Annotated in this window: 23 protein-coding genes; 1 reads left to right on the plus strand and 22 read right to left on the minus strand. The window is 33.5% G+C overall.

The features are described 5' to 3' along the window. Window positions 1-11: 11 nt before the first annotated feature. The 20 genes from H3U97_RS05460 to accD all read right to left on the minus strand — a co-directional run bounded on the left by H3U97_RS05460 (window position 12) and on the right by accD (window position 25293). On the minus strand, window positions 12-1880 hold the full coding sequence (locus H3U97_RS05460) for a SurA N-terminal domain-containing protein (RefSeq protein ID WP_198198460.1): 1869 nt from the start codon (window positions 1878-1880) through the stop codon (window positions 12-14). 150 nt (window positions 1881-2030) lie between these two features. Continuing rightward, on the minus strand, window positions 2031-4442 hold the full coding sequence (gene lon, locus H3U97_RS05465; protein ID WP_198191914.1) for an endopeptidase La: 2412 nt from the start codon (window positions 4440-4442) through the stop codon (window positions 2031-2033). 176 nt (window positions 4443-4618) lie between these two features. Further along, window positions 4619-5884: an ATP-dependent protease ATP-binding subunit ClpX gene (gene clpX, locus H3U97_RS05470; RefSeq protein WP_065614377.1), complete on the minus strand. Its 1266-nt coding sequence runs from the start codon at window positions 5882-5884 to the stop codon at window positions 4619-4621. Window positions 5885-5904: 20 nt separating this feature from the next. Beyond that, complete coding sequence (clpP, locus tag H3U97_RS05475) at window positions 5905-6507, minus strand: ATP-dependent Clp endopeptidase proteolytic subunit ClpP (RefSeq protein ID WP_174565253.1); 603 nt, start codon at window positions 6505-6507, stop codon at window positions 5905-5907. Window positions 6508-6597: 90 nt separating this feature from the next. Continuing rightward, complete coding sequence (tig, locus tag H3U97_RS05480) at window positions 6598-7899, minus strand: trigger factor (RefSeq protein WP_198198461.1); 1302 nt, start codon at window positions 7897-7899, stop codon at window positions 6598-6600. Between the two features lie 108 nt (window positions 7900-8007). Further along, a complete protein-coding gene (gene lpxD, locus H3U97_RS05485) occupies window positions 8008-9036 on the minus strand; it encodes a UDP-3-O-(3-hydroxymyristoyl)glucosamine N-acyltransferase (RefSeq protein WP_065577714.1) in 1029 nt (342 codons plus the stop codon). After that, entirely contained in the window at window positions 9036-9524 is a 489-nt protein-coding gene (locus H3U97_RS05490; protein WP_165755099.1) for an OmpH family outer membrane protein, read from the minus strand. The genes lpxD and H3U97_RS05490 overlap by 1 nt, the downstream gene beginning before the upstream one ends. Window positions 9525-9563: 39 nt before the next feature. Then, the gene (bamA, locus tag H3U97_RS05495) at window positions 9564-11987 is read right to left on the minus strand and encodes an outer membrane protein assembly factor BamA (protein ID WP_198198462.1); all 2424 of its coding nucleotides are present in this window, start codon (window positions 11985-11987) and stop codon (window positions 9564-9566) included. Between the two features lie 25 nt (window positions 11988-12012). Then, window positions 12013-13377, minus strand: coding sequence for an RIP metalloprotease RseP (rseP, locus tag H3U97_RS05500; RefSeq protein WP_165596335.1), 1365 nt, complete (start codon window positions 13375-13377; stop codon window positions 12013-12015). Then, window positions 13349-14191: a phosphatidate cytidylyltransferase gene (locus H3U97_RS05505; RefSeq protein ID WP_086320413.1), complete on the minus strand. Its 843-nt coding sequence runs from the start codon at window positions 14189-14191 to the stop codon at window positions 13349-13351. Before H3U97_RS05505 ends, rseP begins: the two co-directional genes overlap by 29 nt. Further along, window positions 14191-14916, minus strand: a complete 726-nt coding sequence (locus H3U97_RS05510) for an isoprenyl transferase (protein WP_065650805.1) — start codon at window positions 14914-14916, stop codon at window positions 14191-14193. Before H3U97_RS05510 ends, H3U97_RS05505 begins: the two co-directional genes overlap by 1 nt. Window positions 14917-14962: 46 nt before the next feature. Further along, window positions 14963-15595, minus strand: coding sequence for a cAMP-activated global transcriptional regulator CRP (gene crp, locus H3U97_RS05515; protein ID WP_034903327.1), 633 nt, complete (start codon window positions 15593-15595; stop codon window positions 14963-14965). 84 nt (window positions 15596-15679) lie between these two features. After that, window positions 15680-15886: a YheU family protein gene (locus H3U97_RS05520; protein WP_065614372.1), complete on the minus strand. Its 207-nt coding sequence runs from the start codon at window positions 15884-15886 to the stop codon at window positions 15680-15682. A gap of 176 nt (window positions 15887-16062) precedes the next feature. Next, on the minus strand, window positions 16063-17205 hold the full coding sequence (locus H3U97_RS05525; RefSeq protein WP_198198463.1) for a hypothetical protein: 1143 nt from the start codon (window positions 17203-17205) through the stop codon (window positions 16063-16065). A gap of 120 nt (window positions 17206-17325) precedes the next feature. Then, window positions 17326-20037, minus strand: a complete 2712-nt coding sequence (locus H3U97_RS05530) for an inverse autotransporter beta domain-containing protein (protein ID WP_198198464.1) — start codon at window positions 20035-20037, stop codon at window positions 17326-17328. 449 nt (window positions 20038-20486) lie between these two features. Beyond that, entirely contained in the window at window positions 20487-22004 is a 1518-nt protein-coding gene (gene purF / locus H3U97_RS05535; RefSeq protein ID WP_198198465.1) for an amidophosphoribosyltransferase, read from the minus strand. An 18-nt stretch (window positions 22005-22022) separates the two neighbouring features. Continuing rightward, window positions 22023-22508 (minus strand): CvpA family protein, encoded by a 486-nt coding sequence (locus H3U97_RS05540; RefSeq protein WP_086362502.1) that lies wholly within the window; start codon window positions 22506-22508, stop codon window positions 22023-22025. A gap of 61 nt (window positions 22509-22569) precedes the next feature. Beyond that, on the minus strand, window positions 22570-23112 hold the full coding sequence (locus H3U97_RS05545; RefSeq protein ID WP_065650809.1) for an SPOR domain-containing protein: 543 nt from the start codon (window positions 23110-23112) through the stop codon (window positions 22570-22572). 12 nt (window positions 23113-23124) lie between these two features. Continuing rightward, window positions 23125-24396: a bifunctional tetrahydrofolate synthase/dihydrofolate synthase gene (folC, locus tag H3U97_RS05550; RefSeq protein ID WP_232343752.1), complete on the minus strand. Its 1272-nt coding sequence runs from the start codon at window positions 24394-24396 to the stop codon at window positions 23125-23127. A gap of 6 nt (window positions 24397-24402) precedes the next feature. Continuing rightward, the gene (accD, locus tag H3U97_RS05555) at window positions 24403-25293 is read right to left on the minus strand and encodes an acetyl-CoA carboxylase, carboxyltransferase subunit beta (protein WP_086361092.1); all 891 of its coding nucleotides are present in this window, start codon (window positions 25291-25293) and stop codon (window positions 24403-24405) included. 307 nt (window positions 25294-25600) lie between these two features. On the opposite strand from accD, the gene tmaR reads away from it, so the two are divergent. Further along, window positions 25601-25921, plus strand: coding sequence for a PTS system regulator TmaR (gene tmaR / locus H3U97_RS05560; protein WP_065577725.1), 321 nt, complete (start codon window positions 25601-25603; stop codon window positions 25919-25921). Window positions 25922-25970: 49 nt separating this feature from the next. Here tmaR and yciH read toward each other — a convergent pair whose 3' ends face one another. Next, window positions 25971-26291 (minus strand): stress response translation initiation inhibitor YciH, encoded by a 321-nt coding sequence (gene yciH, locus H3U97_RS05565; protein WP_086361093.1) that lies wholly within the window; start codon window positions 26289-26291, stop codon window positions 25971-25973. Window position 26292: 1 nt separating this feature from the next. After that, window positions 26293-27000: an orotidine-5'-phosphate decarboxylase gene (gene pyrF, locus H3U97_RS05570; RefSeq protein WP_086357352.1), complete on the minus strand. Its 708-nt coding sequence runs from the start codon at window positions 26998-27000 to the stop codon at window positions 26293-26295.

Here is a 27000-nt window from a genome sequence, read left to right on the forward strand (position 1 = left end):
TTCGATCTCAATCACATATTCACATCAGGCATTATTTCAATTTTTGATTTAGAACGAATATCATCACGAAGATAATAATAAGTATCATCAACGAATAATGGTAATAATTCTGATGAAATATCTTGATACTCTGTTGGTGTATCTACTTTAGTTAATGCAACAATATAAGCGGTATTATTTTCTAAAAATTCTGCTCCATAAGTAACAGATTTAACACCTTTAATCGGTTGATCTAAATTAAATACCATATCGACAACCTGTTTATCTAAATTGGTTGAGTCTCTATTTAACTCATACCTTTGACTTAATCTAATTTTATCAGATTTACCGGTAGTATTTAATTCAGTTAATAAATTTTCAACATTAGATTTAAAACGATTATCAGATATATTCTTAGTTAACTGTTGTTTAATTGTATCTTTAACTTCATCAAATGGTGCTATCCCTTCAGGACGATTATCAGTAACTTGAATTACAAAATCATAACTACCTTGTTTTCTTTCAATTGGAATTAAATCAGACATTTTATGAGTTAACTGACCATCAACTATCATTTCTTCACTAAAAACTAAATCGCTTATTTCAGGATGAATCATGATTGAAAATGGATCTTGATAAGTTGTCCAATCAGTCGTATTTACAGTAAGCCCTGTTTTTTCAGCTAACTCCTCAAGAGATTTCGGTGATTCACTTAATGCAACTTTAATTTTATCTTCAATTGCATTGAATTCTTTTTGTATTTTTTGATTAGCTATGTTTGCTCCAATCCTAGCTCTAACTAAATCAAGATCCATACTTTTACTTGGCTGTATACCATCTAACTTAATTATTGCAAACCCTTCATCGGTAGGTATCGGTGTTGAAATTTGGTTAATTTTTTTTAAATTTGCTTTTTTAAATACTTCAGGTAAAGAATTATCTTCAGCAAACCAACCTAATGAACCATTTTTACCATAAGCTGACATATCATTATTTGTATTCAGCGTTTGCGCAATTTGTTCAAAATTAGCACCTGTAGCCAATTCTTTAGTAATTTTATATGCTTGTGCTTTATCAGTTACAAAAATTACACTAAAAGCTTTTTGCGCTGGATAACTATATTCATGAATATTTTTATTATACTCTGCTTTAACTTCATCATCACTGATTTTAACTGATTGAGCAATAAGATCTTTAGAATTATAAATATATTTAATTTTTACACGTTCTTTTTTGTGAAAATTATTTTTATGCTCATCATAATATTTTTGTTCGTCAGCTTCAGAAATATTTATATCTTTATTATCATCAATTGATGAATCAATTACCGTCGCATAAATATTTCTCGTTTGATTTTTTAATAATCCTATTTCTGAATCAGATGGTAAAACAAAACTCGATTTTACTAATGCATCCATAACTTGTTGTTGTTGTAATGACGTTTTTAATATTTCAGCATAACTATCAGGAGTGAAACCATTTTCAGCCAGTAAATCTAAATAGTTCTGATTATCAAATTTACCGTCTATAAAGAAAACTTTTTGTTGTTTAATATAATTCTTTATATTCTCATTACTGATGGCGGTATTAATTTTATCTGCAAACTGATAAGCTAAATAATTATCTATTTGCTGAGCTAAAATATTACGACGCAAGATTTTGATAAAAGATGCATCACCAGTAGTTTTTGCTAAGGATTGTTTGACTTGATCTTCAAATCCTGCACGACTGATACCTTCACCATCAACTTTAGCAATATATAATTGTTCATCGTTGGCACTATTTCCACTACCACCAAAACCTAAAAATCCTACGCCGGTAAAAATAAAACATAAAATAATGATTGCAAAGATTATTTTAACAACAACACTATTTGCTGCTGTTCTAATTGTTTCCATCATAACTGGCTATTCTCCATACACCTGAATTTTAATTTCGCAAGTATAGCATATTTGCTAAAATAGGCTATTATTCAATTAAAAGTCGATAAAAAAAGTCAACACACGGTTGACTTTTTCATTCATAAAACTCAAAAACATTAGCTAATAGGTTTATAATTTATTTATATTTTTGCTAGATTTTACGCTAGCTTTTCTTCTTTTAGCTTTTCCTATTACAGGTTCAATACCAAATGGATTGTTTTGTAAGGCGATAGTTAATACTTCATCAATCCATTTTACTGGTTTAATTTCGATTTCAGATTTCACATTATCTGGAATATCTTCAAGATCTTTGACATTATCAATAGGAATCAATGCTGTTTTTATACCACCTCTATGCGCAGCTAATAATTTTTCTTTTAATCCACCAATTGGTAATACTTCACCTCGTAAGGTTATTTCACCGGTCATTGCAACATCAGAACGAACAGGATTACCTGTTAAGGTCGAAACCAACGAGGTACACATAGCAATACCAGCACTTGGACCATCTTTAGGTGTAGCTCCATCAGGAACATGCACATGTATATCACGTTTTTCATAAAAATCGTTATTGATACCAAGTTTTTCTGCTCGTGAACGAACAACAGTCAGTGCTGTCTGAATTGATTCTTGCATCACATCACCAAGAGAGCCGGTGTAAGTTAATTTCCCTTTCCCAACTACACTTACCGATTCAATTGTCAATAAATCGCCGCCAACTTCAGTCCAAGCTAAACCAGTAACTTGACCGATTCGATTTTCACTTTCTGATTTGCCATAATCAAAACGTTGTACACCTAAAAAGTCTTTTAGATTGTCTTGGCTAATATTCACTTTATGTAATTTACTATTTAAAGCCAATTGTTTAACTACTTTACGGCAAATTTTAGCTATTTCTCTTTCTAAACTACGCACACCAGCTTCACGAGTATAATAGCGAATAATACCAATAATAGCAGAGTCATCAATATCTATTTCTTTGGCTTTTAAGCCACTGTTAGCGATCTGTTTAGATATTAAATGTTGTTTAGCTATATTTAATTTTTCATCTTCAGTATAACCAGACAGTCTAATGACTTCCATCCTATCAAGTAACGGGGCAGGGATATTCATTGAATTAGCCGTTGCCACAAACATTACGTCAGATAAATCATAGTCTACTTCTAAATAATGATCATTAAAGGCATTATTTTGTTCTGGATCTAGTACTTCAAGCAATGCAGACGCTGGATCACCTCGCATATCAGAAGCCATTTTGTCGATTTCATCTAACAAAAATAGTGGATTTTTAACTCCAACTTTAACCATACGTTGGATTAATTTACCTGGCATGGATCCAATATAAGTTCTTCTATGGCCACGAATTTCCGCTTCATCACGAACACCACCTAAAGCCATACGCACATATTGTCGACCAGTTGCTTTTGCAATAGATTGGCCTAGAGATGTTTTACCAACCCCTGGAGGTCCAACTAAGCATAAAATTGGACCTTTTACCTTATTAACTCGCCCCTGTACAGCTAAATATTCCAATATTCTGTCTTTTACACGCTCAAGCCCATAATGATCTTTATCTAAAACCTTTTGTGCAGCTTGGATATCTTTTTTTACTTTACTACGTTTATGCCAAGGCAACTGTAGCATCCAATCGATATAACCTCGAACAACAGTTGCTTCAGCTGACATAGCTGGCATCATTTTAAGTTTATTAAGTTCGGATAGTGTTTTTTCCTTGGCCTCTTGAGGCATTTTTGCCTTAGAAATTTTTAAGTTTAACTCTTCAAATTCATCAGGTTTATTATCTATATCACCTAGTTCTTTATGGATTGCTTTAATTTGCTCATTCAGATAATACTCTTTTTGAGCCTTTTCCATCTGTTGTTTAACTCGCTGACGAATATTCTTTTCTACTTGCAACAAGTCTATTTCAGCTTCCATTAATGAAATAAGTAATTCAAAACGTTTTTCTAAATCAGCAGTAACCAAAATATCTTGTTTTTGCTCAACTTTTATAAATAAGGTTGCGGCGATGGAATCCGCAAGTTGTGATGGTTCTTTTATAAGATGAATAGAATCAACAACTTCTTGTGTTACTTTTTTATTAAGTTTGGCATAATCATCAAAGTTTGACAATAGTACTCTTGTCATTGCTTGATTGATTTTATCTGTTTTTTTCGACTCTTTTAATGGTTTGATATCAGCTATTAAATAGTCATCCTCTTTTCGTTCAACTATATCACCAATCTTAGCTCGAGTAACCCCTTCAACCAGTACTTTCACAGTTCCATCTGGTAATTGAAGTAATTGTAAGACATTAGCTACTGTCCCCACTTCATATAAATCTTCAACATTTGGTTCATCTTGAGAAGGATGCTTTTGCGTAACAAGAAAAACTTGCTTATCCATTTCCATTGCACTTTCTAAGCAACGAATTGATTTATTTCGACCGACAAAGAGAGGAATCACCATATGAGGAAATACAACAACATCACGTAATGGTAAAATAGGCATAATCATTTGTTTAGTTTGTTTTGTCTTCATTTTATTCTCTCGGTAGTACAAACTTATCTGTCTTATATTGGGGCCATTTTAAGATATTCAAGCTTATCCTTTGATGTTTTAAATACGGTAAGTGCTCTTTCAAAGCACATCCGTATCTTAGCGAACTGAACATTAACTGCGATTTGTCTGCTTAAAAAGACATATTGGTTTATCTATTAAGCTGACAATTCTGTATTTCCACTATAAATTAATTTAGGTGATTGCAACTGTTCAACAGTTTCTTTATCAACAAGGACTTTTTTTACATTATCCATTGATGGTAAGTCATACATTGTATCTAACAATATATTTTCCACGATTGAGCGTAATCCTCTAGCACCTGTTTTGCGTTTCATCGCTTTTATGGCAATTGCCTCTAAAGCCTCTTGTGTGAATTCTAGTTCTACACCGTCTAATTCTAATAATGCATTAAATTGTTTAGTTAAGGCATTTTTAGGTTCAGTCAATATATTGACTAAAGCATCTTTATCTAGTTCCGATAAAGTTCCAATGACAGGTAATCTACCAATAAATTCAGGAATCAAACCAAATTTGACTAAATCTTCTGCTTCAATTTGCGCTAGTAATTCAGACTCTGTTGCTTTATTTTTGCTACTTTTTACATCTGCACCAAAACCAATACCAGTATTGGTAGAAACACGATTTTCAATAACTTTATCTAAGCCACTAAAAGCACCGCCACAAATAAAGAGAATCTTTGATGTATCCACTTGTAAAAACTCTTGTTGTGGATGCTTACGTCCACCTTTAGGAGGAACCGATGCTACTGTTCCTTCAATTATTTTTAACAATGCTTGCTGTACCCCTTCACCAGATACATCTCGCGTGATAGATGGATTATCTGATTTTCTTGAGATTTTATCTATTTCATCAACATAGATAATTCCTCGTTGAGCTTTTTCTACATCATAATCACAACTTTGTAATAACTTTTGAATAATATTTTCAACATCTTCACCAACATAACCTGCTTCGGTTAAAGTTGTTGCATCCGCCATAGCAAAAGGAACATCTAAAAAGCGCGCTAATGTTTCAGCTAATAATGTTTTACCACTACCAGTTGGACCTATTAATAAAATATTACTTTTACCTAACTCTACATCACTACGTGTAGAATAACTACGCAAGCGTTTATAATGATTATAAACAGCCACAGATAATACTTTTTTTGCTCGTTCTTGACCAATGACATATTCATCAAGATGGTCGCGTATTTCATGAGGAGTTGGCAATGGTTTACTTATAAATTCTTCATGAGAAAGAAAATTTTTGGTCTCTTCTTTTAAAATATCATTACACAAACCAATACATTCATTACAAATATAAATAGATGATGGCCCAGCAATTAGTTTACGGACTTCATGCTCACTTTTACCACAAAAAGTACAATAGAGTAATTTTTCTGAGTTTTCTTTATCCACTTTTTTCCACCTATTTAGTTTTAAGATCTTTTACTGTATATGGCGTCAACCAATCCATATTCAACTGCTTTCTCAGCTGACATGAAATTATCACGATCTGTATCCTTCTCAATTACACTAATATCTTGTCCGGTATGTTTTGCCAAAATATTATTTAATCGACTTTTTACCTGTAATATTTCTTGAGCATGAATTTGAATATCAGATGCTTGGCCTTGAAAACCACCCAAAGGTTGATGAATCATAACACGTGCATTCGGTAGACAGTAACGTTTACCTTTAGTTCCTGCGGTCAAAAGTAGAGATCCCATTGAGCATGCTTGTCCTAAACAGATAGTACTTACATCTGGTTTTATAAACTGCATTGTGTCATATATAGCCATACCAGCAGTTACAACTCCACCAGGAGAATTAATATATAAGTAAATATCTTTTTCAGGATTTTCTGCTTCAAGAAAAAGCATTTGAGCTATTATTAGATTCGCCATATTATCTTCAACTTGTCCAGTCAAAAATATAATTCTTTCTTTTAATAGTCGTGAGTAAATGTCATAAGCTCTTTCTCCTCGAGAGCTTTGCTCAACAACCATTGGAATCACACTCATGCATGGTTCTAAAGGCATTTTCATCTCCTAATTAAACAAAATAGCCCAAACAGTTAATCCTTATTTGGGCTTTATAGAAATTTTTAATTAAATAAAATAACAAATTGCTTATGCAACTTGCTGATTCATTAATTCAGAAAACGAATAGGTTTTCTCTGTTACTTTAGCACTAGCTAATAATAAATCAACTACTTGATCTTCTAGCGCAACAGAACGGATATTATCCATTGCTTTCTTATCTTTGTGGTAATAATCTACTACTTCTTTTGGATCTTCATAAGCTGTTGCAATTTCATCGATTAATGATTGAACTTTAGTATCATCAGCTTGTAATTTATTACTTTCAATAATTTCACTAAATAGCAACCCAACTAATACTCGACGTTTTGCTTCTGCTTCAAATAACTCTTTAGGAAGATCCATTGCTTGTTTAGCATTACCACCAAAACGAGTTACCGCTTGTTGACGTAACACATCTACTTCTCTATCAATTAAAGCCGCTGGCACTTCAATATCGTTATTTTTAACTAAACCATCAATAGCTTGTGATTTAATTTTATTACGAATTGTAGCATTAAGTTCTCGTAACATATTTTTGCGCACTTCTGCACGCAAACTATCAACAGTTCCATCAGCAATACCAAATCTTTTAACCACATCTTCAGTAAGTTCTGGAAGTTCAAGTTCTTCAACTTTCTTAAGTGTAGCAGCAAATACCGCAGGTTTACCTTTTAAATTTTCAGCATGATAGTCATCTGGGAAAGTAACATTGATATCAAATTGATCACCGGCTTTATGACCAATAATTGCATCTTCAAAACCAGGAATCATACGACCTTGTCCTAAAACAAGTGCAAAATCATCAGCTTTACCACCTTCAAATTCATCACCGTCAACTTTACCTAAAAAGTCGAGAGTAACACGATTTTGTTCTTTAGCTTTTTGTTCAACAACTTTCCAAGAACCCTGTTGTTTACGTAAAGTTTCAATCATTGTGTCAACATCTGCATCAACAATTTCGGCAATCGGTTTTTCAACTTCGATCTTATCTAAATCTTTAATTTTGATTTCAGGATAAACTTCAAACTCAACAGTAAATGTATAATCTTCACCATCTTTATATTCTTTTGGAGTATATACAGGTGCACCAGCTGGGTTTAATTTTTCTTGAATAATAGCATCGACAAAATTACGTTGCATTAAATCGCTTAAAGCATCCTGTAAAATAGAAGCACCATAGCGTTGTTCAACAATTTTTAAAGGAACCTTTCCTTTACGAAATCCATCGATACGAACTTTTTTTGCAGTATTTAAAAGTTCTTTATTAACCGCTTTAGTGATATCTTCTGATTTAATAGTAATTGATAAACGACGACCTAAACCTTGTGTTGTTTCTACCGAAACTTGCATCTTTATACCTCGAAATTATTAAATATATTTGCTCATAATCATATTATAAACAATAATTGAGCTAATTAATTTTACAAAATAGGAAAGCATTATACCGACCGTAATCGACTACGTCGAGATATTTAACTGCTTCTTCTCAAGTGCTTTCAAACGTTTATTCATTTCATCAATATGTAATACTAATGAAGCTGTTTTACGCCATACTTTATTTTGTTGTAATGGGATTCCTGATGAATATACACCCGGCTCGGTAATTGGGCGCATTACCATTCCCATTCCTGTCACTGTAACTTGATCGCAAATTTCCATATGTCCATTAATGACACTAGCACCGCCAATCAAACAATGACGACCAATAGTTAAACTTCCTGCCATGATTACACCACCGGCAACAGCGGTATGATCACCAATAATATCGTTATGAGCTATTTGGCATTGATTATCAATAATAACACCATTGCCGATAACAGTATCATCTAGAGCACCACGATCTATGGTTGTTGATGCACCAATTTCAACATTATTACCTATTACTACTCGACCTAGTTGAGGAATTTTTATCCATTTACCTTTATCATTAGCATAACCAAATCCATCTGCGCCAATTACAGTTCCTGATTGGATTAAGCAATTTTCACCAATAACACAGTTATGATATATAGATATATTAGCCCATAGTTTAGTGCCTGCTCCAATAACTGTATCCTTACCAATAAAACAACCGGCACCGATAATACAATTATCACCAAGAACTACACCACTTTCAATAACTGCATTAGCTCCAACCGCAACATTGTTACCTAGTTGCACTGTAGGATCGATAACTGCTGAATCGGCAATATCATTAGCGGGTAAAGGAGTTGTATCCAAAATTTGGGCTAATTTTGCATAACATAGGTAGGGATTTTTTACTATTAAAGCTGCCCCATTCCAATACTTAAGACTTTCTTCAGTCATGACAACAGCAGATGCATTACAGCTAGATAAATTATTTTGGAATTTCTTATCAGACAAAAAAGTTATTTGGCCTTCAGTGGCGCTTTTCATTGATGCCACACCAGTGATGATTAATTCACCATCACCGTGTAACGTAGCACCCAACTGTTCAGCTAATTGCTCTAAACGAAAAGCAAACATTAATTTTTAACCTTTTCCAAAACTTTATTTGTAATATCAACAGCATCTGAAGCCGATAAAGTTGCTTCAGCTTTTAATATTAAATCATATTTTTCTTCTTCAACAATTTTTTTAACAGCTTCTTGAATTTTAGTTAATAATTTACTTGCTTCTTCAGTTTCTCGTTTACGATAATCATTTGAGAAAGCTTTTGCTTTATTTTCAAAATCAGAAATAGTTTTATTCAGTTTTGTTTTTTCAGAAGAAGATAAAGTTAAACCATCTTTCTTCAAACGTGCTGCCGCATCATTAGCTTTCTTCTCTTCTTGCTGTAGTGTTTTCGCTCTAGCTTCAAATTCCTTATCTAAAGCTTTTCCAACTGTTTCTCGTTGCGGCATTTGTTGTAATACTGACATAACATCAATAACACCAATTTTAATTTCGGCATTCGCTGTGCCAGTAAAAAGTAATGCAACACTAAGACCAAGAACAGATATAATTTTTTTCACTTTATTCACCTATATATTTTAGTTATTCACAACTTGGTATTACCATGTTGAACCTATATTAAATTGAAATTGTTGCGCCGAATCGCCATTATATTTCTTAAGTGGTTGTGCATAAGAAAATACCAATGGACCTAATGGAGACATCCATTGAACAGCAAGACCAGCTGACATTCTAATATCTGATGGGGAACTATAATCAGGAACATTTTTTCCTTTTAGATCCCATTCTGTATCCCAAACAGTACCGGCATCAAAAAATACTGAAGTTCTAATACTATCGGAATATTTTTCACTGGCAAATGGTGTTGGAACAACCAATTCTGTGCTAGCAAATGCTAGAGCATTACCCCCGATCGCATCTTTAGATTTTTCACATCCAGATGTATCATTTAACGTACGACAACCGTTTTTGTTAAAATATACCGCTTTAGGACCCACAGTGTTCGATTTAAAACCACGTAAAACAGTTGAACCACCAGCATAGAAGTTTTCATAAAACGGTAACTCTTTACCACCAAATCCACCACCATAGCCTAAACGACCACGAGCTAAGAACACCCAATTATGATCTCCGTCAATTGGATAGTAATAAGATGCATCAGTAACCATCTTATAGTATCGATTATCAAAGACTGGCGCAGTCGCTTTTATATTTGCTGTTAATTTTAGACCATCAGTAGGAAAGTATCCTCGGTCTAATGAATTATATGTCCAATAAGCATTCAACAATAAATCGTTGGTATCATATGAAAACGATTTATCTTTGTTTTTCATATTTTCACCCATGGATTCAAAATAGCGCCACATATTATACTGTGCCTGCATATCAGTTAAATTATGGTTAGCATATTCAGCGCCAAAACGGAGGAAATTATTTTCACTTATAGGGAAACCTAAATTAGCTGTTGCCCCCCAGGTTTTACTTGAATATTCTGATTCATCATCATCGCTATCAGTTTTATAAGTATTGTAATAAACACTACCACCTAAACTGACACCATCAACCGTAAAATATGGGTCTACTATCGATATCGATGCTGTCTTATCATTGCTAGTAGTATTAATATCAAAAGAAACACTGTTACCTGTGCCTAACCAGTTATCTTGTGAAATACCTGCATTAAAACTGACACCACTATCAGAACCAACACCAATACCAAATTTAATACTACCTGTATTTCGCTCGGAAACTTTATAAATAATATCAACTTGATCATCTACTCCCGGAACACGTTCAGTATTTGCTTCTACCGAATCAAAAAATCCAAGTCGATTTAAACGATCTTTACCTAGTTCAACCAAACCATTACTTAACCATGATCCTTCCATCTGACGAAGTTCACGACGAACGACACTTTCACTAGTAATTGTATTTCCGACAACTTTAATATTACGGACATAGAAACGTTGTCCAACATCAACTAATACTATTAATTTAACGGTATGTGATGCATCATCCATTTCTGGTTGAATAGCTACTTGTGGGTAAGCATAACCAAAATTAGCTAACAAACGTTTAACATTATCTTCAATATCAGTAATTTTTTTACCATTATAAAGTTCCCCAACAGTCAGTTTTTCTTTGGCTATTTTAGTTATTGCCTCTTTATGACCAGCAAAATTACCTTTAAAATCCAATTCTGATAATTTATATTGTTCACCTTCATGGATGTTAATAGTTACATAAATACCTTTTTTATCTGGTGTTAAACTAACTTGTGTAGATTCAATATTGAAACGTGCATAACCTCGATTTAGATAAAAGCTTTGCAATTCATCTAAGTCAGATGCTAATTTTTGTTTTTGATATTTACGATCACCTAACATATTCCACCAAGGAACCTCATCACGTAATGTAAAACGAGAAATCAGTTCTTCTGATGAAAATGCTTTTGCACCAACAATATTGATTTGATCAATTAACGCCGATTTACCTTCAGCAATAACTAATTTTAGATCAACACGATTGCGAGATAATGGCGTAACTACAGCTTTAATTTGAGCATTATATTTACCAACACTGTAATAAAAATCCTCTAAACCTTTTTCAATACCTGAAAGCATAGTGCGATCTAATGCATCACCTTCTCGAATACCAGTACTATCTAAATTCTTCTTCAACATATCATCTTTGACAGATTTATTGCCAGAGAAAGTAATGCTAGCAATAGTAGGACGTTCTTGCACATGTACAATCAATCTGTCACCATCTCTTGATACGGTTATATCATCAAAATTACCACTTGAGTAAAGAGATTTAATAATACGGCCTAAGTCAGCTTCATTGACATAGTCACCAACTTGGATTGGCATTTCAAGCATAGCTGCGCCAACAGTTACACGCTGTAGCCCCTCAAACTTGATATCTTTAACTACAAAATCATCAACACAAAATGCATTGGAACTATATACTGCTGTAGTACTAAACAGCAAAGATGCTATAAGTAAGTTTTTTATTTTCATCGTATATATTTATAACCTCATCCCATTACAATCGTAAAATATCATTAAATAGTGCAATTCCCATTATTACCATTAATAAAACAAATCCGATACGAAAAAAACGCTCTTGTGCTTTATTTGATAAGGCATTTCCTTTTATTCCTTCAAATAATAAAAAAAGAAGCTGCCCGCCATCTAACATTGGTAATGGAACAAGATTGATTACACCTAAGCTTATACTAATAAAAGCCAGAAAATATAAGTAAGGAGTAAAACCATAACTTGCTGTTTGCCCTGCGCTTTTTGCTATTGTTATCGGTCCTGATAAGTGTTTAAGACCAATAACACCTGTTACTAATTGATAAAGAGATCGAACTGTTAACTTTGTTGTTAATATAGTTTGTTCCATCGCCTTGTCAAATCCATTTAAAAAACTATACTGCTTAATTACCGAATCAGATGTCGGATAAAATCCCGCAACCCCCTCTCCATTTTGATTTATTTTGGGTGTCAGCGTCAGATTGATATCTTTACCATTACGATCCACTTTCAATACCATGATTTCGGCTTTTTTTATTGTATTCGCAAAATCACTCCAATTTGTATATAAGTGATCATTATAACTGATAATTTTATCACCAACTTGCAAACCAGCTTTTTCAGCAGCCGAATCTGTCACAATTTTACTCACAATTGGATAAATTTCCAACTGTTTAGGTATAAAACCAAAAGCTGTTATAGCAGAATCTTTCTCAATATCAAAATACCAATCGTTAATATTAACATTTTTAATGATTTCTTTTTGGTTACTATCACCATTAGAACTATCAATATATGTAATATTAACGTTTTGATTGCCTAACGCAGTAATTAATGCAATATTTACATCATTCCAACTATAAATTTTTGTATTATCTATCATTTTTAACTCTGAATTAGCTGGAATGTTCAATGTTGCAGCCGGAGTTAAAGGTATAACATTTTTTACTTTAACGGGGTACTCAATGACCCCCATCAAAAAAATAATCCAATAAATAAGCACTGCTAAAACAAAATTGGCAAATGGACCAGCAAAAATAATTGCTGCTCTTTGCCATAGTTTCTTTTTGTCATAGGCAAATTTTTCAAAATTGGGAGCTAATTCACTAGCTCGACTATCAAGCATTCTAACATAGCCACCTAGTGGAATCATAGCAATAACTAACTCTGTTCCACTTGAAAACTTATGCGCCCATATTTTTTTTCCAAACCCAATCGAAAAACATTCAACATGGACCTTGCATAACCTAGCCACATAGAAATGTCCAAACTCATGTACAGTGACTAATATACTGATAGTAATGAGAAATAATAACAGTGACCAGAGCAAAATCAATAACCTTTTAAAGTAAATGTAAAGATAGTGCTGCAAATATTGGAACTGCAGCAGTTAAACTATCAATCCGATCTAAAATACCACCATGTCCAGGAATAATATTACCACTATCTTTAATGCCTGCTTCTCGTTTAAACATACTTTCAGTTAAATCACCTAATACTGAAACTAAAATAGCCAACAAAGAACTCAATATAAAAGTTATGAAACTAATTTGGAAATAACCGGTTAAATAAACAAACACACTAATCAAAATGGCTGAACTAATTCCACCTAAAAAGCCCTCTATCGTTTTCCCTGGTGATACTTTTGCTGCCAATTTTCGTTTACCTATCGCTCTACCAACGAAATATGCACCGGTGTCGGTTGCCCATACTAACACAAATACATATAGCAACCAAACAGCACCTGTATAAGTATTAAATATATAATTAATTGACCTAAGCTCAATCATACCGACAAAGAAAGGAAACAGTGTAAAAAAAGCAAATAATAATTTAATAATCAGTGAATTAGACCAGTATTTTACTGACTTTGGATAACCAATAACCAATAAAAATGCAACTAACCACCAAATAATCGATAAACAAATTATATAATTAAATAATCTATATTTTATTAATGCTGTATTTGGAATTAGATAAACTAAACTTAATAACATTACAACAGAAAATGTAAAAACAATTTTATGTAATGGTTTAGTCATAGCTAGAAAATTAGTCCATTCCCATGCAGCTATTCCACAAACAGCGATAACTAGATAAGAAAATATTGATAATGGCGCAAAAAACAAGGCAATAATTACCAGTGGAATAAGTATTAGTGCAGTTAGAATACGGTGAATTAACATTAAAGTTCCTCATTTTGAACACCGCCGAAACGTCGTTCTCTAGTATTAAATACGTCTATCGCTTCATCGAAGGATATTGAGTTAAAGTCAGGCCAAAGTGTGTCGGTAAAATAGAATTCTGCATAGGCACTTTGCCATAATAAAAAGTTACTAATTCGATACTCACCACCAGTACGTATAACTAATTCAACTTCAGGCAAATCACTCATGCAAATGGTTGTGGCAAAACTATCCTCATTAATATCTTCAAGTTTTATCTCTCCTTGCAAAACTTTAGTTGTCATTTTTTGTGCTGATTGTACAATATCCCAACGACCACCGTAATTAGCCGCAATATTGAGAATAAGGCCGGTATTATTTTGTGTTAAGCATTGAGCATCAATAATCAGTTTTTGAAGATGTTCATTAAACTTTGAAATATCACCAATAATATTTAAACGAACGTTATGTTTATTTAACTTTTGGATTTCTCGATTTAAAGCATAAATAAAAAGTGATATTAAAGCTGAAACTTCATTTGATGGTCGCTTCCAATTTTCACTACTAAAAGCATATAAAGTGAGTACTTTGATATTTAGTTTTGCTGCATGAGTGACAATTTTACGAACTGCTTTTAAACCAGCTCGATGACCAATTGCCCTTAATTGATTACGTTGTTGAGCCCAGCGACCATTACCATCCATTATAATAGCAACATGATTTGGGATGTATCTTTGTTGTGTCATTTAATATCTCGTAATATCTCAATCATTTTAATCATAATTTCGATAATCAACGGGTACCATAAACCACAATTGTTTTGCCATGTGCTGAAATCAAATGTTGGTCTTCAAGCATTTTTAAAATTCTACCCACTGTTTCACGTGAACAACCAACTATTTGACCGATTTCCTGACGGGTAATTTTGATTTGCATGCCATCTGGATGGGTCATTGCATCAGGCTGTTTGGTTAAATTCAATAAGGTTTGTGCAATTCGTCCAGCAACATCTAAAAAGGCTAAATTGCTCACTTTTTCTGATGTTACTTGTAATCGACTTGCCATTTGACTAGCGAGACGCATTAAAATATCGGGATTAACTTGTACAAGCTGTTTAAATTTTTTATAAGAAATTTCAGCCACTTCACAACTTGTTTTCGCTTTTACCCAAGCACTACGCTCTGTGCCTTCTTCGAAAAGACCTAATTCACCTAAAAATTGATTTTGATTTAAATAAGACAAAATCATCTCATTACCTTCATCATCTTTAATTAATACAGCAACAGATCCTTTCAAAATATAATAGAGAGTTTCGGCTTTTTCTCCTTGATGAATAAGGGTACTTTTAGCTGGATATTTATGAATATGGCAATGAGATAAAAACCATTCTAATGTTGTATCTGATTGCTGTTTACCAATCATTATTCCGTCCTCTCCATTCAATTACTACAATGACACTATAACAAAGTTACACAATAAATCATATACTCAGTAAAACGATTTTAATCATTATTTAATAATTTTGATATCAATTGTTTCATGTAATTCAGACCAAAAAATTGCGGCAGTTCCATTAATTAAATGAAGTTTTACATCATTGACTTTATCTGCAAGTGTTTTTTCCTGCATACCATAATCGGTACCTTCTCGTAAAACAAAAGATTCAATAAGATTATTTAATGTTTGAGGATCAAGAGTCTGCCAAGGAATAATCATGGGTGTAATTATCGATTCGATTAATTATTGTATCAATTTAATACTTAGAAGTGCACAATTAAATATTATATTACGTAACACTTTTTATCCATTTAATTTAATTTGATTAAGCTTATTTTATTAAAAAAAACCACTCAATAGAGTGGTTTTTATCAATTTCATAACTAAATAGATAATTATCTTGCTATAACTTGAAGTTTGAAGCCTTGAATACCTGCTCTAGTCGTTGTTAAGGTACTATATAATGAGTTATGTTTAGTATTTGCTATCGTAGCAACATTGCCACCAGCTGCTTCTACCGCACCTAATGCAATTGAATCACCAATATTAGTTCCAGCTGCACTATACACACCTGTAGTTAATGCATCTGCAGGTGCAGCTACACTACCTGTATTAGCACTAGAGGTACCGTAAAGATACCATGAGAAGCTATATGAATCAGTAATTATTCTATCAGTACCAGCAGTATTTGGTAAGCTATGATCCCCAGTAGTATTTCCATCCGTTATTTGCCATACAACAGCACCTAAACGATCACCATATTGTGGAACTGTTCGTTTCGCCCAGTCTGCATCACTAACTCCTGTTGGTCGAGCTGGTAAAGCTGCTATATTTATATCCATGTCAAGTGTACCATCTGTTTTATATTTGAAAATACCAATTTTTGTACTTTCATCAGAGTAAATTGGTCCTACTGGGTTGTTAGGATCTGGGTCACCAGAACCAGTATCAGGAGCTGGTTGTTCGTTATCACCTAGTGTTTCTTGATGTTGAGGAACTTGAGTACTCCAAATATCAGCAAGGTTTAACCATTCATTTACATTTGGATTACCAAATGTGGTTTTCTCTTGAAGTTGTAAACCAACTTTCACCGCACCAGCCATAGATTCAGTAATTTTAAAATATATATGACCTTCTTCACCAGTATTAGTAAAACTAAGTGCACCGGAAATATCACTAGTCACATTTGTCCATGACACATTATCAGTAGTTTTATTAATCCATACTCTTAATGTGTCTTTTATTTCACCTGTTGAATCAATATCACCATCTGAATCTTTTAAATTAAACCAAATATGAATAAAATCACCAACTTTAGCTTTTCTATCTCTACCAGCAGCTGTATTACCAGCAATATCTTCGGTAATACGAATGGTAATAGCACGTTCAATATCATGATCTTTAGCGAAAATAACCGGTGCATTACCTTGTATTTGATTAACGGTTTCGCCCGTTATATCTACTGCGTAAGCACTACTTGCAGCATAACCAGCTAAGAATAAGCCTAATGCGACTTTTTTGATTGTTAGATTTTTCATGTTTAACTTCCTATTTTCTTTGATAAATTAACATGTTGTATTTATATAAATACACCATTTTTTGGTGTTCCCTTTTAAATTATCAACGATAATTTGTGATAATTAAAAAACTTTTTAACTTTAATAAGCAATAACTTGTAATAAGAAACCTTGGTCTCCAGCACATGCTCTTTCAGGAATAGATACTTGCTGCCAATTCACGTGCTCAGGTGCACCTTCAACTTTTTCAATACTTGTACCAATAAACGCATAGCTATCTTCACCGTCGATATTACTGCCATTTACTGTTGATTTGATTCCTCGAATCTTATAACGTGCATTTTTACCCATACTCACGTTAAACCATGGTCCATTTCGATAGTCAGGATTACCCAAGGCATTTTTAAGATTAACCGCTCTATTTCCAGGGCATGCGCTATCATTTGATCCAACAAGTGACCAGACAATAAATGGATCCTGAATTACGTTGTCAGCCAGATCATAAGCGACTACATAATATTCGGTATGAACTTTCCACTCATTTGGACCACTTGGATTAAATACTAGGTAAGGGTTATCATCAGTAGCTGCAACTAATGCATTATCTGAACTTCGATAAACTTCAAGTCTACCTGCCTGACCACCATTAAAGTAAACAATCGCATGGTTCAAAGATTGACCATATTGATTCAGCTTAGCTACAAAATCAACTGTACCAGTGATATTAGAAGCAACATTGATAGCATAAGTATCACCAATTACCTCTATATCTCTATTAGATATCTTATGTCCCATCTTGATTTTTTCAAATGATTTAACAATGACACAAGGATCTGCTGTCGGACAAGCTGTTATATTTCCAGTGGTTCCATCAATCAAATTAATTGGATTACCATTACTAGTTGCTACCCACAAATCGGTAACGGAAGCTTCAAACGAATTTTCAATACTATTCATTAAGATATCATCACTAAATCCATCATAGTCAGTTAGGCCCCGAGTTTCTACACCTTCTTTTGGTGTGACCAAAGTAGCCATTAACGTAACGGTATCCGTACCATTAGCAGGATTGTGAACAGGAGCTGCACTTGCTCTACCATAAACATCAATAGCCCAAACGCCCACTCTGCGTAGTTCGTTATTAGGTAGAACTTCAAAAGAAACTGAGTTAGATGTTGCTGATCTTTTCCCCTTTCCATCAGTAACTGTTACCGATAAAGAATAAACACCATTGGTGCTAACTGGGTGGCGTTGGCCATTTTTATCAAGATACTTTGGAGCGACTATTTTCCAATTATCAACACTTGCTGGTGGATTAAACCATGAAGAAGCGGTACAAGTTCCGATTGCCGAACATAAGAAACCACCACCATCATCGATATCTTGCATATTACCAGACCACACCAACTTGGATACACCTTTAGCATTATGCAAAGCTATAAAGATGTTAGATGTTGTACCTTCGATTATTTGAATAGATTCTAATCCTAAATCGACAGTCATTTTTCTTTCTTTATATTCAAGGACGATATAGTTGTTACGATCAACTAAATCATATCGACTGCCTTTTAAGGATCGTGCTGATTGGACCATATCTGGATCTAATTGATCTTTTAATGGCGTACCAATCCGATAATTCATGGTTAATTCTGCTGTAGTCGTTTTTTTATTATCTTGCCCGCGTTTATGTTGAGCTTTTATCGTGAAAAGCGGAACAGGAGTATAATCTAATCCAACTGTTATCGCTCGTGGATCTTTTTGTAAATTATCTTTACCAAACAATGCAACTTTATCACCAAAGTATTGTTCATACATTAGCGACCCACCTAGATGTGGATATTGTGGCAAATAACCTTGAAAACGGATATCAAAACCTTTAGCAGCTCTTTCTAAATATTCATCAAAATCTTTAGACTCTTTCCAGTCCGAGAGAGGATGATAATAGTTCACCGCGAATTTCATGTAATCACTCCATGCCTCGGCACCAATACCTAAACGATTATGTGCACGTTGAAAGTCGTGATCCAAAAAAACATTATAACCAAGTAACCATTTTTTATCGGCTACATCCCAACGTTGGCCAATACCAATATTACCTATACGGCGATTATGTTCATATTCTTGGAATGTAATTTGGCTAAAAATCAACATATCCTCAGTATCAATCCAAGGACTAAATAATTTTAAATTAACGTTATTAAATTGGCCTTTATCACTCAAATCAAACTGTAATTGAGCTGTCCCAAAACGACCTAAGAAATCTTGTGCTGCATTACGAACTGGGTCAACAATTTGCGTTTTAACGCCATTACGAACATAATTTTCAGCATAATCTTTACCTTTGTCTTTCAGATGTCCTGATATACCACCATTATCTGATGAAGTAATTTGCTTCCAATCTTGAGTAGCGAGAGTTTGTAATGTAGACGCCACTTGAGTAGCTAAAGCATCTTTATCTTGTTTTACATCATAATTATCGTCAGAACTTAATTTAGGTAAATTCGAATATTTATCTTTTTTATCATCATTAATTTTTATAGCAGGTAATAAAGGAGAATTTTCAGGCAGAACTAGACGCTCACCAATATCAACGACATCTTTCTTGTCAAATCGACCGGCATTCATCGCTCTTAGCTCTGAAATCGAAATACTACTTAACAACGCAATCTGATATAGGCTGCGCTGTTGATTATTTATCATCTCTCGAGCTTTAGTGCCATTTTTCAATTCAATTATCTTATTACTATCAACTGCATTTGAAGACGTCTCCGAGTCTGTAGCGTAAACAGGATGTAGAGATAGTGCTGCAATCACGAAAGCTGAGATAATTTTTAAATTAAGACTCTTAGTCATCTTAATTATTCCTTATATTCCTCTGACAATATTACAATGTTTTTTCTGTTTTCTATCATTACTGCATTGTCATTAATAGTTGTAATTATTTATTGGTTTTTATATATTTTTTTAAATTACTTTTTACAAAATTAATATTTCTTTACAAAACAACCAAATTTATAAGGATTTTATTACAAAAAAGTAATTTATCAAAATATTTTATTTTATTTTTTGATTTTTTTTGTAAAGAATATTTTTATTATTATTTTTCATTAGGTTATATTGATGCGATTTTGAAGGTAAATTAGCTTTTTAATTAATTTATTGAAAAATACTGTTTTTTATTAATAAATATATTCAAATTTTAAACTAATAAAATTGGTTAGTTTTTCAATAAATAAATCTGAAAAAATATTTCAGATTTATTTATTATAATCTTGTCATAATTTTACAAGATTAAATAATTGCTATTGTTCTTCGTTATAAATTTCAAGATTTTCAGATTCTTTAATTGATAAAGATGTTTTCGTTTCAGCTCTATTATTCTCTAATTGATTAAAATAATTATCATCAACATCTTCTGTAATATAATTGCCATTAAATACGGAACATTCTAAATGATGAATATCGGGATTTTGTTCTCGAATAGAATCAATTAAATCAGAAAGATCTTGGAATATTAATTTATCTGCTCCAATTTCTTTTGCAATCTCATCAACTGATCGATTATAAGCAATTAATTCACTCGCAACAGGCATATCAATACCATAAACATTAGGATGTCTAATTTCTGGCGCAGCCGAAGCTAAATAAACTTTTTTAGCACCGACAGAACGTACCATTTCAAGAATTTTTTCAGATGTTGTGCCTCGTACAATAGAATCATCAACAAGAAGCACATTTTTACCCTCAAACTCAATACGATTCGCATTAAGTTTTCTTCTTACTGACAGTTTTCTGGCATTTTGTCCTGGCATAATGAAAGTACGCCCTACATAACGATTTTTAACAAATCCTTGTCTATAAGGTTTTCCTAAAATACGAGCAATCTCAAGAGCAGCATCACAGGATGTTTCTGGAATAGGAATGACGACATCAATATCAATATCGTTCCACTCTCTGGCTATTTTTTGTCCCAGTTTTTGCCCCATTAATATCCGTGACTGATAAACAGATACACCATTCATTAACGAATCAGGTCGAGCAAAATAGACATACTCAAAAATACACGGATAATATTGAGGATTATCAGAGCACTGTTTAGAATAAAGCTGGCCATCTTGAGTAATATAAATAGCTTCACCAGGCTCCACATCTCGCATAAATTCAAAATCGAGAATATCTAAAGCAACACTTTCTGATGCAACCATATATTCTGTTTTTTGATCATCAATGACTTTTTTACCAATAACCAATGGTCGAATGCCAAATGGATCTCGAAAAGCAACCAGCCCATGACCAATTATCATTGCTACACAAGCATAAGCACCTTTAATAATTTGATGAACTTGATGGACAGCACTAAATATATTATCTGCGGTTAATGGATAAGTCGGGAATTTATCAAGTTCACTGGCAAAAATATTAAGTAACACTTCTGAATCTGAGCTAGTATTTATATGGCGCCTTGCTAATTCGAATACCTTATCACGTAACTGATCAGTATTAGTTAAATTACCATTATGGGCAAGAGCTATACCATATGGCGAATTTACATAGAAAGGTTGAGCTTCTGAAGGGCTTGAACTACCCGCGGTTGGATAACGAATATGACCTATACCTAGATTACCTTGTAAACGTTGCATATGATGTTCTTGAAATACATCTTTTACCAAACCATTTGCTTTACGTAAACGAAAGCGATTTTGTTCATCAATGGTTACAATCCCTGCTGCATCTTGTCCACGATGTTGCAAAACAGTTAAAGCATCATAAATAGATTGATTAACTGTACTACATCCTACAATACCAACAACACCACACATACAATGATTACCTCAAACTTATTGAACTAAAAATGAAGACGACTGCTGTATAAAATCAAAAAACCAGCGAATGATAAAATGGAAATGCGGAATAAGTTGTGATTGCACCCACGATGGAGATTGGGATAAAGGAGTAAAGGTATCAACAAAAAAGAGCACTGCTGCAACAACTAAAATACCTCTTAATACTCCAAAACAAATTCCCAATACTCGATCGGTGCTTGATAGCCCTGTTTTTTGGACTAATTGACCTATAATATAAGAGACGATTGCACAAACAACTAATGTCGAAATAAAAAGTATCGCAATCGCTACTGCAATCCGAATGACATCACTATCAAAATAAGTCAAATAACTAGTGATGTACATATAAAAACGGCTAGCAATAAAAAACGCTAACACCCAACTAATTAAAGATAGGGCTTCTTTGACAAAACCTCTAATAATACTAATCAATGCTGATAAAATAATCACACCGATAATCGTAAAATCAACCCAATTCATCATAATAACTCACAATTTTTATATTAATATTTTTTAATTTTTATAAATCATAAAATGATTATTAATTGACAATAATCACACCTTTTAACTTGGTTAAATTATCTAAATTACTAATCAACTGTTCGGCTTGCTCTCTTTTCGCATAAGGACCTACTTGTAATTTTATTAGTTGATTTGGTCCAGGATTATTTGGTATCACTCTAACGTTATAGTTATTCAGTCGTAATAAGGCAACTAGTTCCTCTATTTTTTTCTTATTTTTTAATGCTCCAAGTTGAATCATATAGGGTTTATCAGCTTGTTCTGAAGATGTTGTCATTGGAGTATCAAAATTATCATCAATAATTTCGGGTGAAGCTAAAGGACTAGGATATTGATCTGAAACAGGAGTATAAGAGGATTCATTTTTTACAACAGCCTCTTGATTTTGTTCATCTATTACACCTGATTGCAATATAGGAATAGTTGATGTTTGCAAATTAGATTTATCAGTGATTATATTAGGAGCAATAATAGCAATTATTAACAAAAATGTAGCAAAACCAACAAGTTGATTTCTAACTTTATTTGATCTACATTTAATTTTCTCTTGATTATTATCCATGTTCACATTTACCTAGTTGCCTACTATATCCAAAACGGCAGAAACGGTATGAAATGAGCCACAAACGACAATAATATCATCTTCTTTTGCTTCTTTCATAGCCTTTTGATATGCTTCATTAACCGAATCAAATGTTGCGATATTCTCTACATTTTCCTCTTGTAAAAACTGCTTTAATATATCAGCATTACATCCGCGCTCACCATAAAGTGAAGCACAATACCACTGATCAGCATTAAATATAGATAAAGTACTTTTAATATCTTTATCCTTAAGCATCCCTATCACAAATCTCACTTTTCCAACTTTTGATTGTTGCTGTTTTAATAACTCAATTTGCTTGACTAAATAACTGGCTGCATGAGGATTATGCGCAACATCAACGATTACAGTTGGTGATAATTGGATAATTTGAAAACGTCCTATTAAGCTAGTTTTTTCAAGAGCACTGTCTATTTGTTTTTGAGTGATAGAAAATGGTGAATGACTAAGGGCAGCAATTGCTGTTGCGGCATTAGCTAAAGGGACTTGCGGAATCGGCAGATTTTGATATTGCTTTATTGAAGAATTAAATTGCCATGTTAATTTGTCAATTTGCTGATAAGACCAATCTTTGTTTACAGCAAAGAGCGGGCAATTTACGGCATGAGCAACGTCTAACATGGACGATGGTATTTCAGGTTCACCAACAACAGCAATACTTTTCGGTTTAAAAATACCGGCTTTTTCTCGACCAATACTTTCTCTTGTATTTCCCAAATATTCAACATGATCAATACCGATTGTCGTTATAATTGCTATATCAGCATCAACAATATTGGTGGCATCAAGTCTACCACCTAGCCCGACTTCCAAAATAACAACATCTAGTTGGGCTTGCTTGAATTGATATAAAGCTGCAAGTGTTGCATATTCGAAATAGGTTAATGAAACATCTCCTCTGGCCTTTTCAATCGCTACAAATGCCTTAACGGTATCAGACGGTGTTGACTCTTGATTATTGATTCTAACCCGTTCAGTAAAATGCAATAAATGTGGAGAACTATAAACACCAACACGCTTATCAGCAGCAAGTAAAATCATTTCTAACGTACGACAAGTTGTCCCTTTGCCATTAGTTCCTGCTACAGTGAAAATATAAGGAGCTGGTTGTAATAGTTCTAATCGCTCAGCAACTGACTTTACCCTTTCCAGCCCTAGTTCAATACTTGAAGGGTGTAACTGTTCCAAATAACAAAGCCATGTCTTAAGATCTGACATGGCATCGGGGATTTTATTTTGCATGATCAGTTAAATTGTCTCATCATTAGCGACATTATCAAAAGGGTTAGGAAGTTTCATTAATTTAGCCAATAAACCAGCAATTTTAGGTCGCATATCTCGACGATGAATAATCATATCAATTGCACCTTTTTCAAGTAAAAACTCACTACGTTGGAATCCTTCTGGTAAGGTTTCACGTACAGTTTGTTGTATTACTCTAGGACCAGCAAAACCAATTAATGCTTTAGGTTCGGCGATATTAATATCGCCCAACATAGCTAAACTTGCAGATACACCACCCATTGTTGGATCGGTCATTACTGAAATGTATGGTAACCCTTCATCTTGCATTTTGGCTAAAATAGCACTTGTTTTTGCCATTTGCATTAATGAGAATAGTGCTTCTTGCATACGAGCACCACCACTGGTTGAAAAGCAAATTAATGGACATTTATCTGCTATTGCTTGTTCCGCAGCACGAGTAAATAAAGCACCGACCACTGATGACATTGATCCTCCAATAAAAGCAAACTCAAAACAAGCTACGACAACCGGTATGCCTAGTAGCGTTCCTTTCATAACAACCATAGCTTCTTTTTCGTGAGTTTCTTTTTGCGCAGCAGTTAAACGATCTTTATATTTTTTAGTATCTTTAAATCTTAAAATATCTTTTGGCGCAAGTTCTGCACCAATTTCAACATCAGAACCTTCATCTAAAAAACGATATAAGCGAACTCGGGCAGGAATATGCATGTGGTGATCACATTTCGGACAAACCTCTAAATTTCGGTCAAGTTCAGCTTGATAAATGACCTGCTCACAATTGCTACATTTAGTCCAAACACCACCTGGAATATTCGCCTTTTTATGATCTGACGATATATTATTTTTACTCAGAATTTTTTCAATCCAGCTCATTATGATTCTCTCATTCGGTACTCTTTACAATTAACAACGTATTGTATAATACTTTGCAATAATTCTTAATACTTGTTTTTGCTTTTATTCCAATTTATCCGTAATTAGATAACGTTTTTGATACTACACAAAAATAATATACAACCAAACTTTAAAAAAGTTCAGATAAAACAAAAATAACCATCTATGTTAATTGTTAAATTTATCATTTAACAAATGAAACTATATTTAATATGACCACAAAAAATTATTAGTATATAATTAAAGAATAATTGTTTTTCATCTTTTCAGAAATAAGGGGTTATAGATGGACAAGGAAAAATCAGCCGCACCATCATTTCAAGATGTTCTTGAATACATTCGTTTGTCACGTCGTTTAAACAAATTAAAACGCGAAATCTCAGATAACGAGAAGAAAATTCGTGACAACCAAAAGCGCGTATTATTACTTGAAAATTTAAGTGATTATATTAAACCTGATATGACTTACGAAGAGCTTCAAGCTATTATTGCCAACATGAAGAGCGATTACGATGATCGTGTTGATGATTACATCATCAAAAATGCTGAAATTTCTAAGGAACGTCGCGACATCAGTAAAAAAATGCGTGGTTACCGCTCTAATTAATTTTTTTTCAAATAATACCCTTTTCAAAAGGGTATTATTTTTTGGTTAACTAACCTCCAGCAAGTTTAACTTTAAATCCTTTATCTTCTATTAGTGATTTTAATAGATCGCGTTTATCACCTTGAATCTCAATTTTTCCATCCTTAACCGAACCACCACAACCACAACGTTTTTTAAGATCGGCAGCTAATTGCTGTAATTGGCTATCATCTAAGTCAAAACCATCAATCACACAAACACCCTTCCCTTTTCGGCCCGATGTCTGACGTGAAATACGAATGATACCATCACCTTTAGGCCGAGGCTTAGTGGCTTTTTCAGGCATTATTCGACCATGCTCAGTTGAATAAACAATTGGATTATCTGTCATACTAATTGCTCTTAGATGAATCAAGAGTTGATAAAATAGTCTGTAATGCTTTGCTTGGATCCTCCGCTTGCGTTATAGGACGGCCTATGACTAAATAATCGGCACCCGCTGCTTGTGCTCGCTGTGGAGTCATAATTCGTCGCTGATCATCAGGAGTAGAACCTGCTGGACGAATACCTGGTGTAACCAATTTGAAATCACTACCAAGCCGTGTTCTAAAACTCTGTACTTCTTTGGCAGAACAAACTACACCATCAAGCCCACAATTTTTGGCCAATAATGCTAAACGAGTTGCTTGTTCTAATGGCGATACCTCAATACCAATTTCTTTAAGATCTGAAGATTCCATACTCGTTAGTACAGTGACCGCAATTAATAAAGGTGCATCTTTTCCAAATGGGTAAAGCGCATCTTTTGCCGCCGCCATCATACGAATTCCACCACTGGCGTGAACATTTGTCATCCAGACACCTAGTTCAGCGGCAGCAGCTACTGCTTTGGCTACCGTATTAGGTATATCATGAAATTTGAGATCTAAAAAAATATCGAAACCTTTTTGTTTTATCTGTTTAATAAAATCAGGGCCAGCATGAGTAAATAATTCTTTACCAATTTTAAGACGGCAATCTTTAGGTTCAACTTTATCAATAAAATTCCACGCGGACTTTGTATCAGCAAAATCAACAGCAACAATAATTGGAGATGACAT

The sequence above is a fragment of the Gilliamella sp. W8128 genome (assembly GCF_016100545.1).
GTDB lineage: Bacteria > Pseudomonadota > Gammaproteobacteria > Enterobacterales > Orbaceae > Gilliamella > Gilliamella apis.

Bases quoted from the DNA above. Each gene is read 5' to 3' on its own strand.
- H3U97_RS05460 (WP_198198460.1), bottom strand. From the start codon at position 1,880: ATGATGGAAACAATTAGAACAGCAGCAAATAGTGTTGTTGTTAAAATA.
- lon (WP_198191914.1), bottom strand. From the start codon at position 4,442: ATGAAGACAAAACAAACTAAACAAATGATTATGCCTATTTTACCATTA.
- clpP (WP_174565253.1), bottom strand. From the start codon at position 6,507: ATGCCTTTAGAACCATGCATGAGTGTGATTCCAATGGTTGTTGAGCAA.
- tig (WP_198198461.1), bottom strand. From the start codon at position 7,899: ATGCAAGTTTCGGTAGAAACAACACAAGGTTTAGGTCGTCGTTTATCA.
- lpxD (WP_065577714.1), bottom strand. From the start codon at position 9,036: ATGTTTGCTTTTCGTTTAGAGCAATTAGCTGAACAGTTGGGTGCTACG.
- bamA (WP_198198462.1), bottom strand. From the start codon at position 11,987: ATGAAAATAAAAAACTTACTTATAGCATCTTTGCTGTTTAGTACTACA.
- H3U97_RS05505 (WP_086320413.1), bottom strand. From the start codon at position 14,191: ATGTTAATTCACCGTATTCTAACTGCACTAATACTTATTCCACTGGTA.
- H3U97_RS05510 (WP_065650805.1), bottom strand. From the start codon at position 14,916: ATGACACAACAAAGATACATCCCAAATCATGTTGCTATTATAATGGAT.
- H3U97_RS05520 (WP_065614372.1), bottom strand. From the start codon at position 15,886: ATGATTATTCCTTGGCAGACTCTTGATCCTCAAACATTAAATAATCTT.
- H3U97_RS05525 (WP_198198463.1), bottom strand. From the start codon at position 17,205: ATGAAAAATCTAACAATCAAAAAAGTCGCATTAGGCTTATTCTTAGCT.
- H3U97_RS05530 (WP_198198464.1), bottom strand. From the start codon at position 20,037: ATGACTAAGAGTCTTAATTTAAAAATTATCTCAGCTTTCGTGATTGCA.
- purF (WP_198198465.1), bottom strand. From the start codon at position 22,004: ATGTGTGGTGTTGTTGGTATTGTAGGATGTAGTACAGTTAATCAATCT.
- H3U97_RS05540 (WP_086362502.1), bottom strand. From the start codon at position 22,508: ATGAATTGGGTTGATTTTACGATTATCGGTGTGATTATTTTATCAGCA.
- H3U97_RS05545 (WP_065650809.1), bottom strand. From the start codon at position 23,112: ATGGATAATAATCAAGAGAAAATTAAATGTAGATCAAATAAAGTTAGA.
- folC (WP_232343752.1), bottom strand. From the start codon at position 24,396: ATGCAAAATAAAATCCCCGATGCCATGTCAGATCTTAAGACATGGCTT.
- accD (WP_086361092.1), bottom strand. From the start codon at position 25,293: ATGAGCTGGATTGAAAAAATTCTGAGTAAAAATAATATATCGTCAGAT.
- tmaR (WP_065577725.1), top strand. From the start codon at position 25,601: ATGGACAAGGAAAAATCAGCCGCACCATCATTTCAAGATGTTCTTGAA.
- yciH (WP_086361093.1), bottom strand. From the start codon at position 26,291: ATGACAGATAATCCAATTGTTTATTCAACTGAGCATGGTCGAATAATG.
- pyrF (WP_086357352.1), bottom strand. From the start codon at position 27,000: ATGTCATCTCCAATTATTGTTGCTGTTGATTTTGCTGATACAAAGTCC.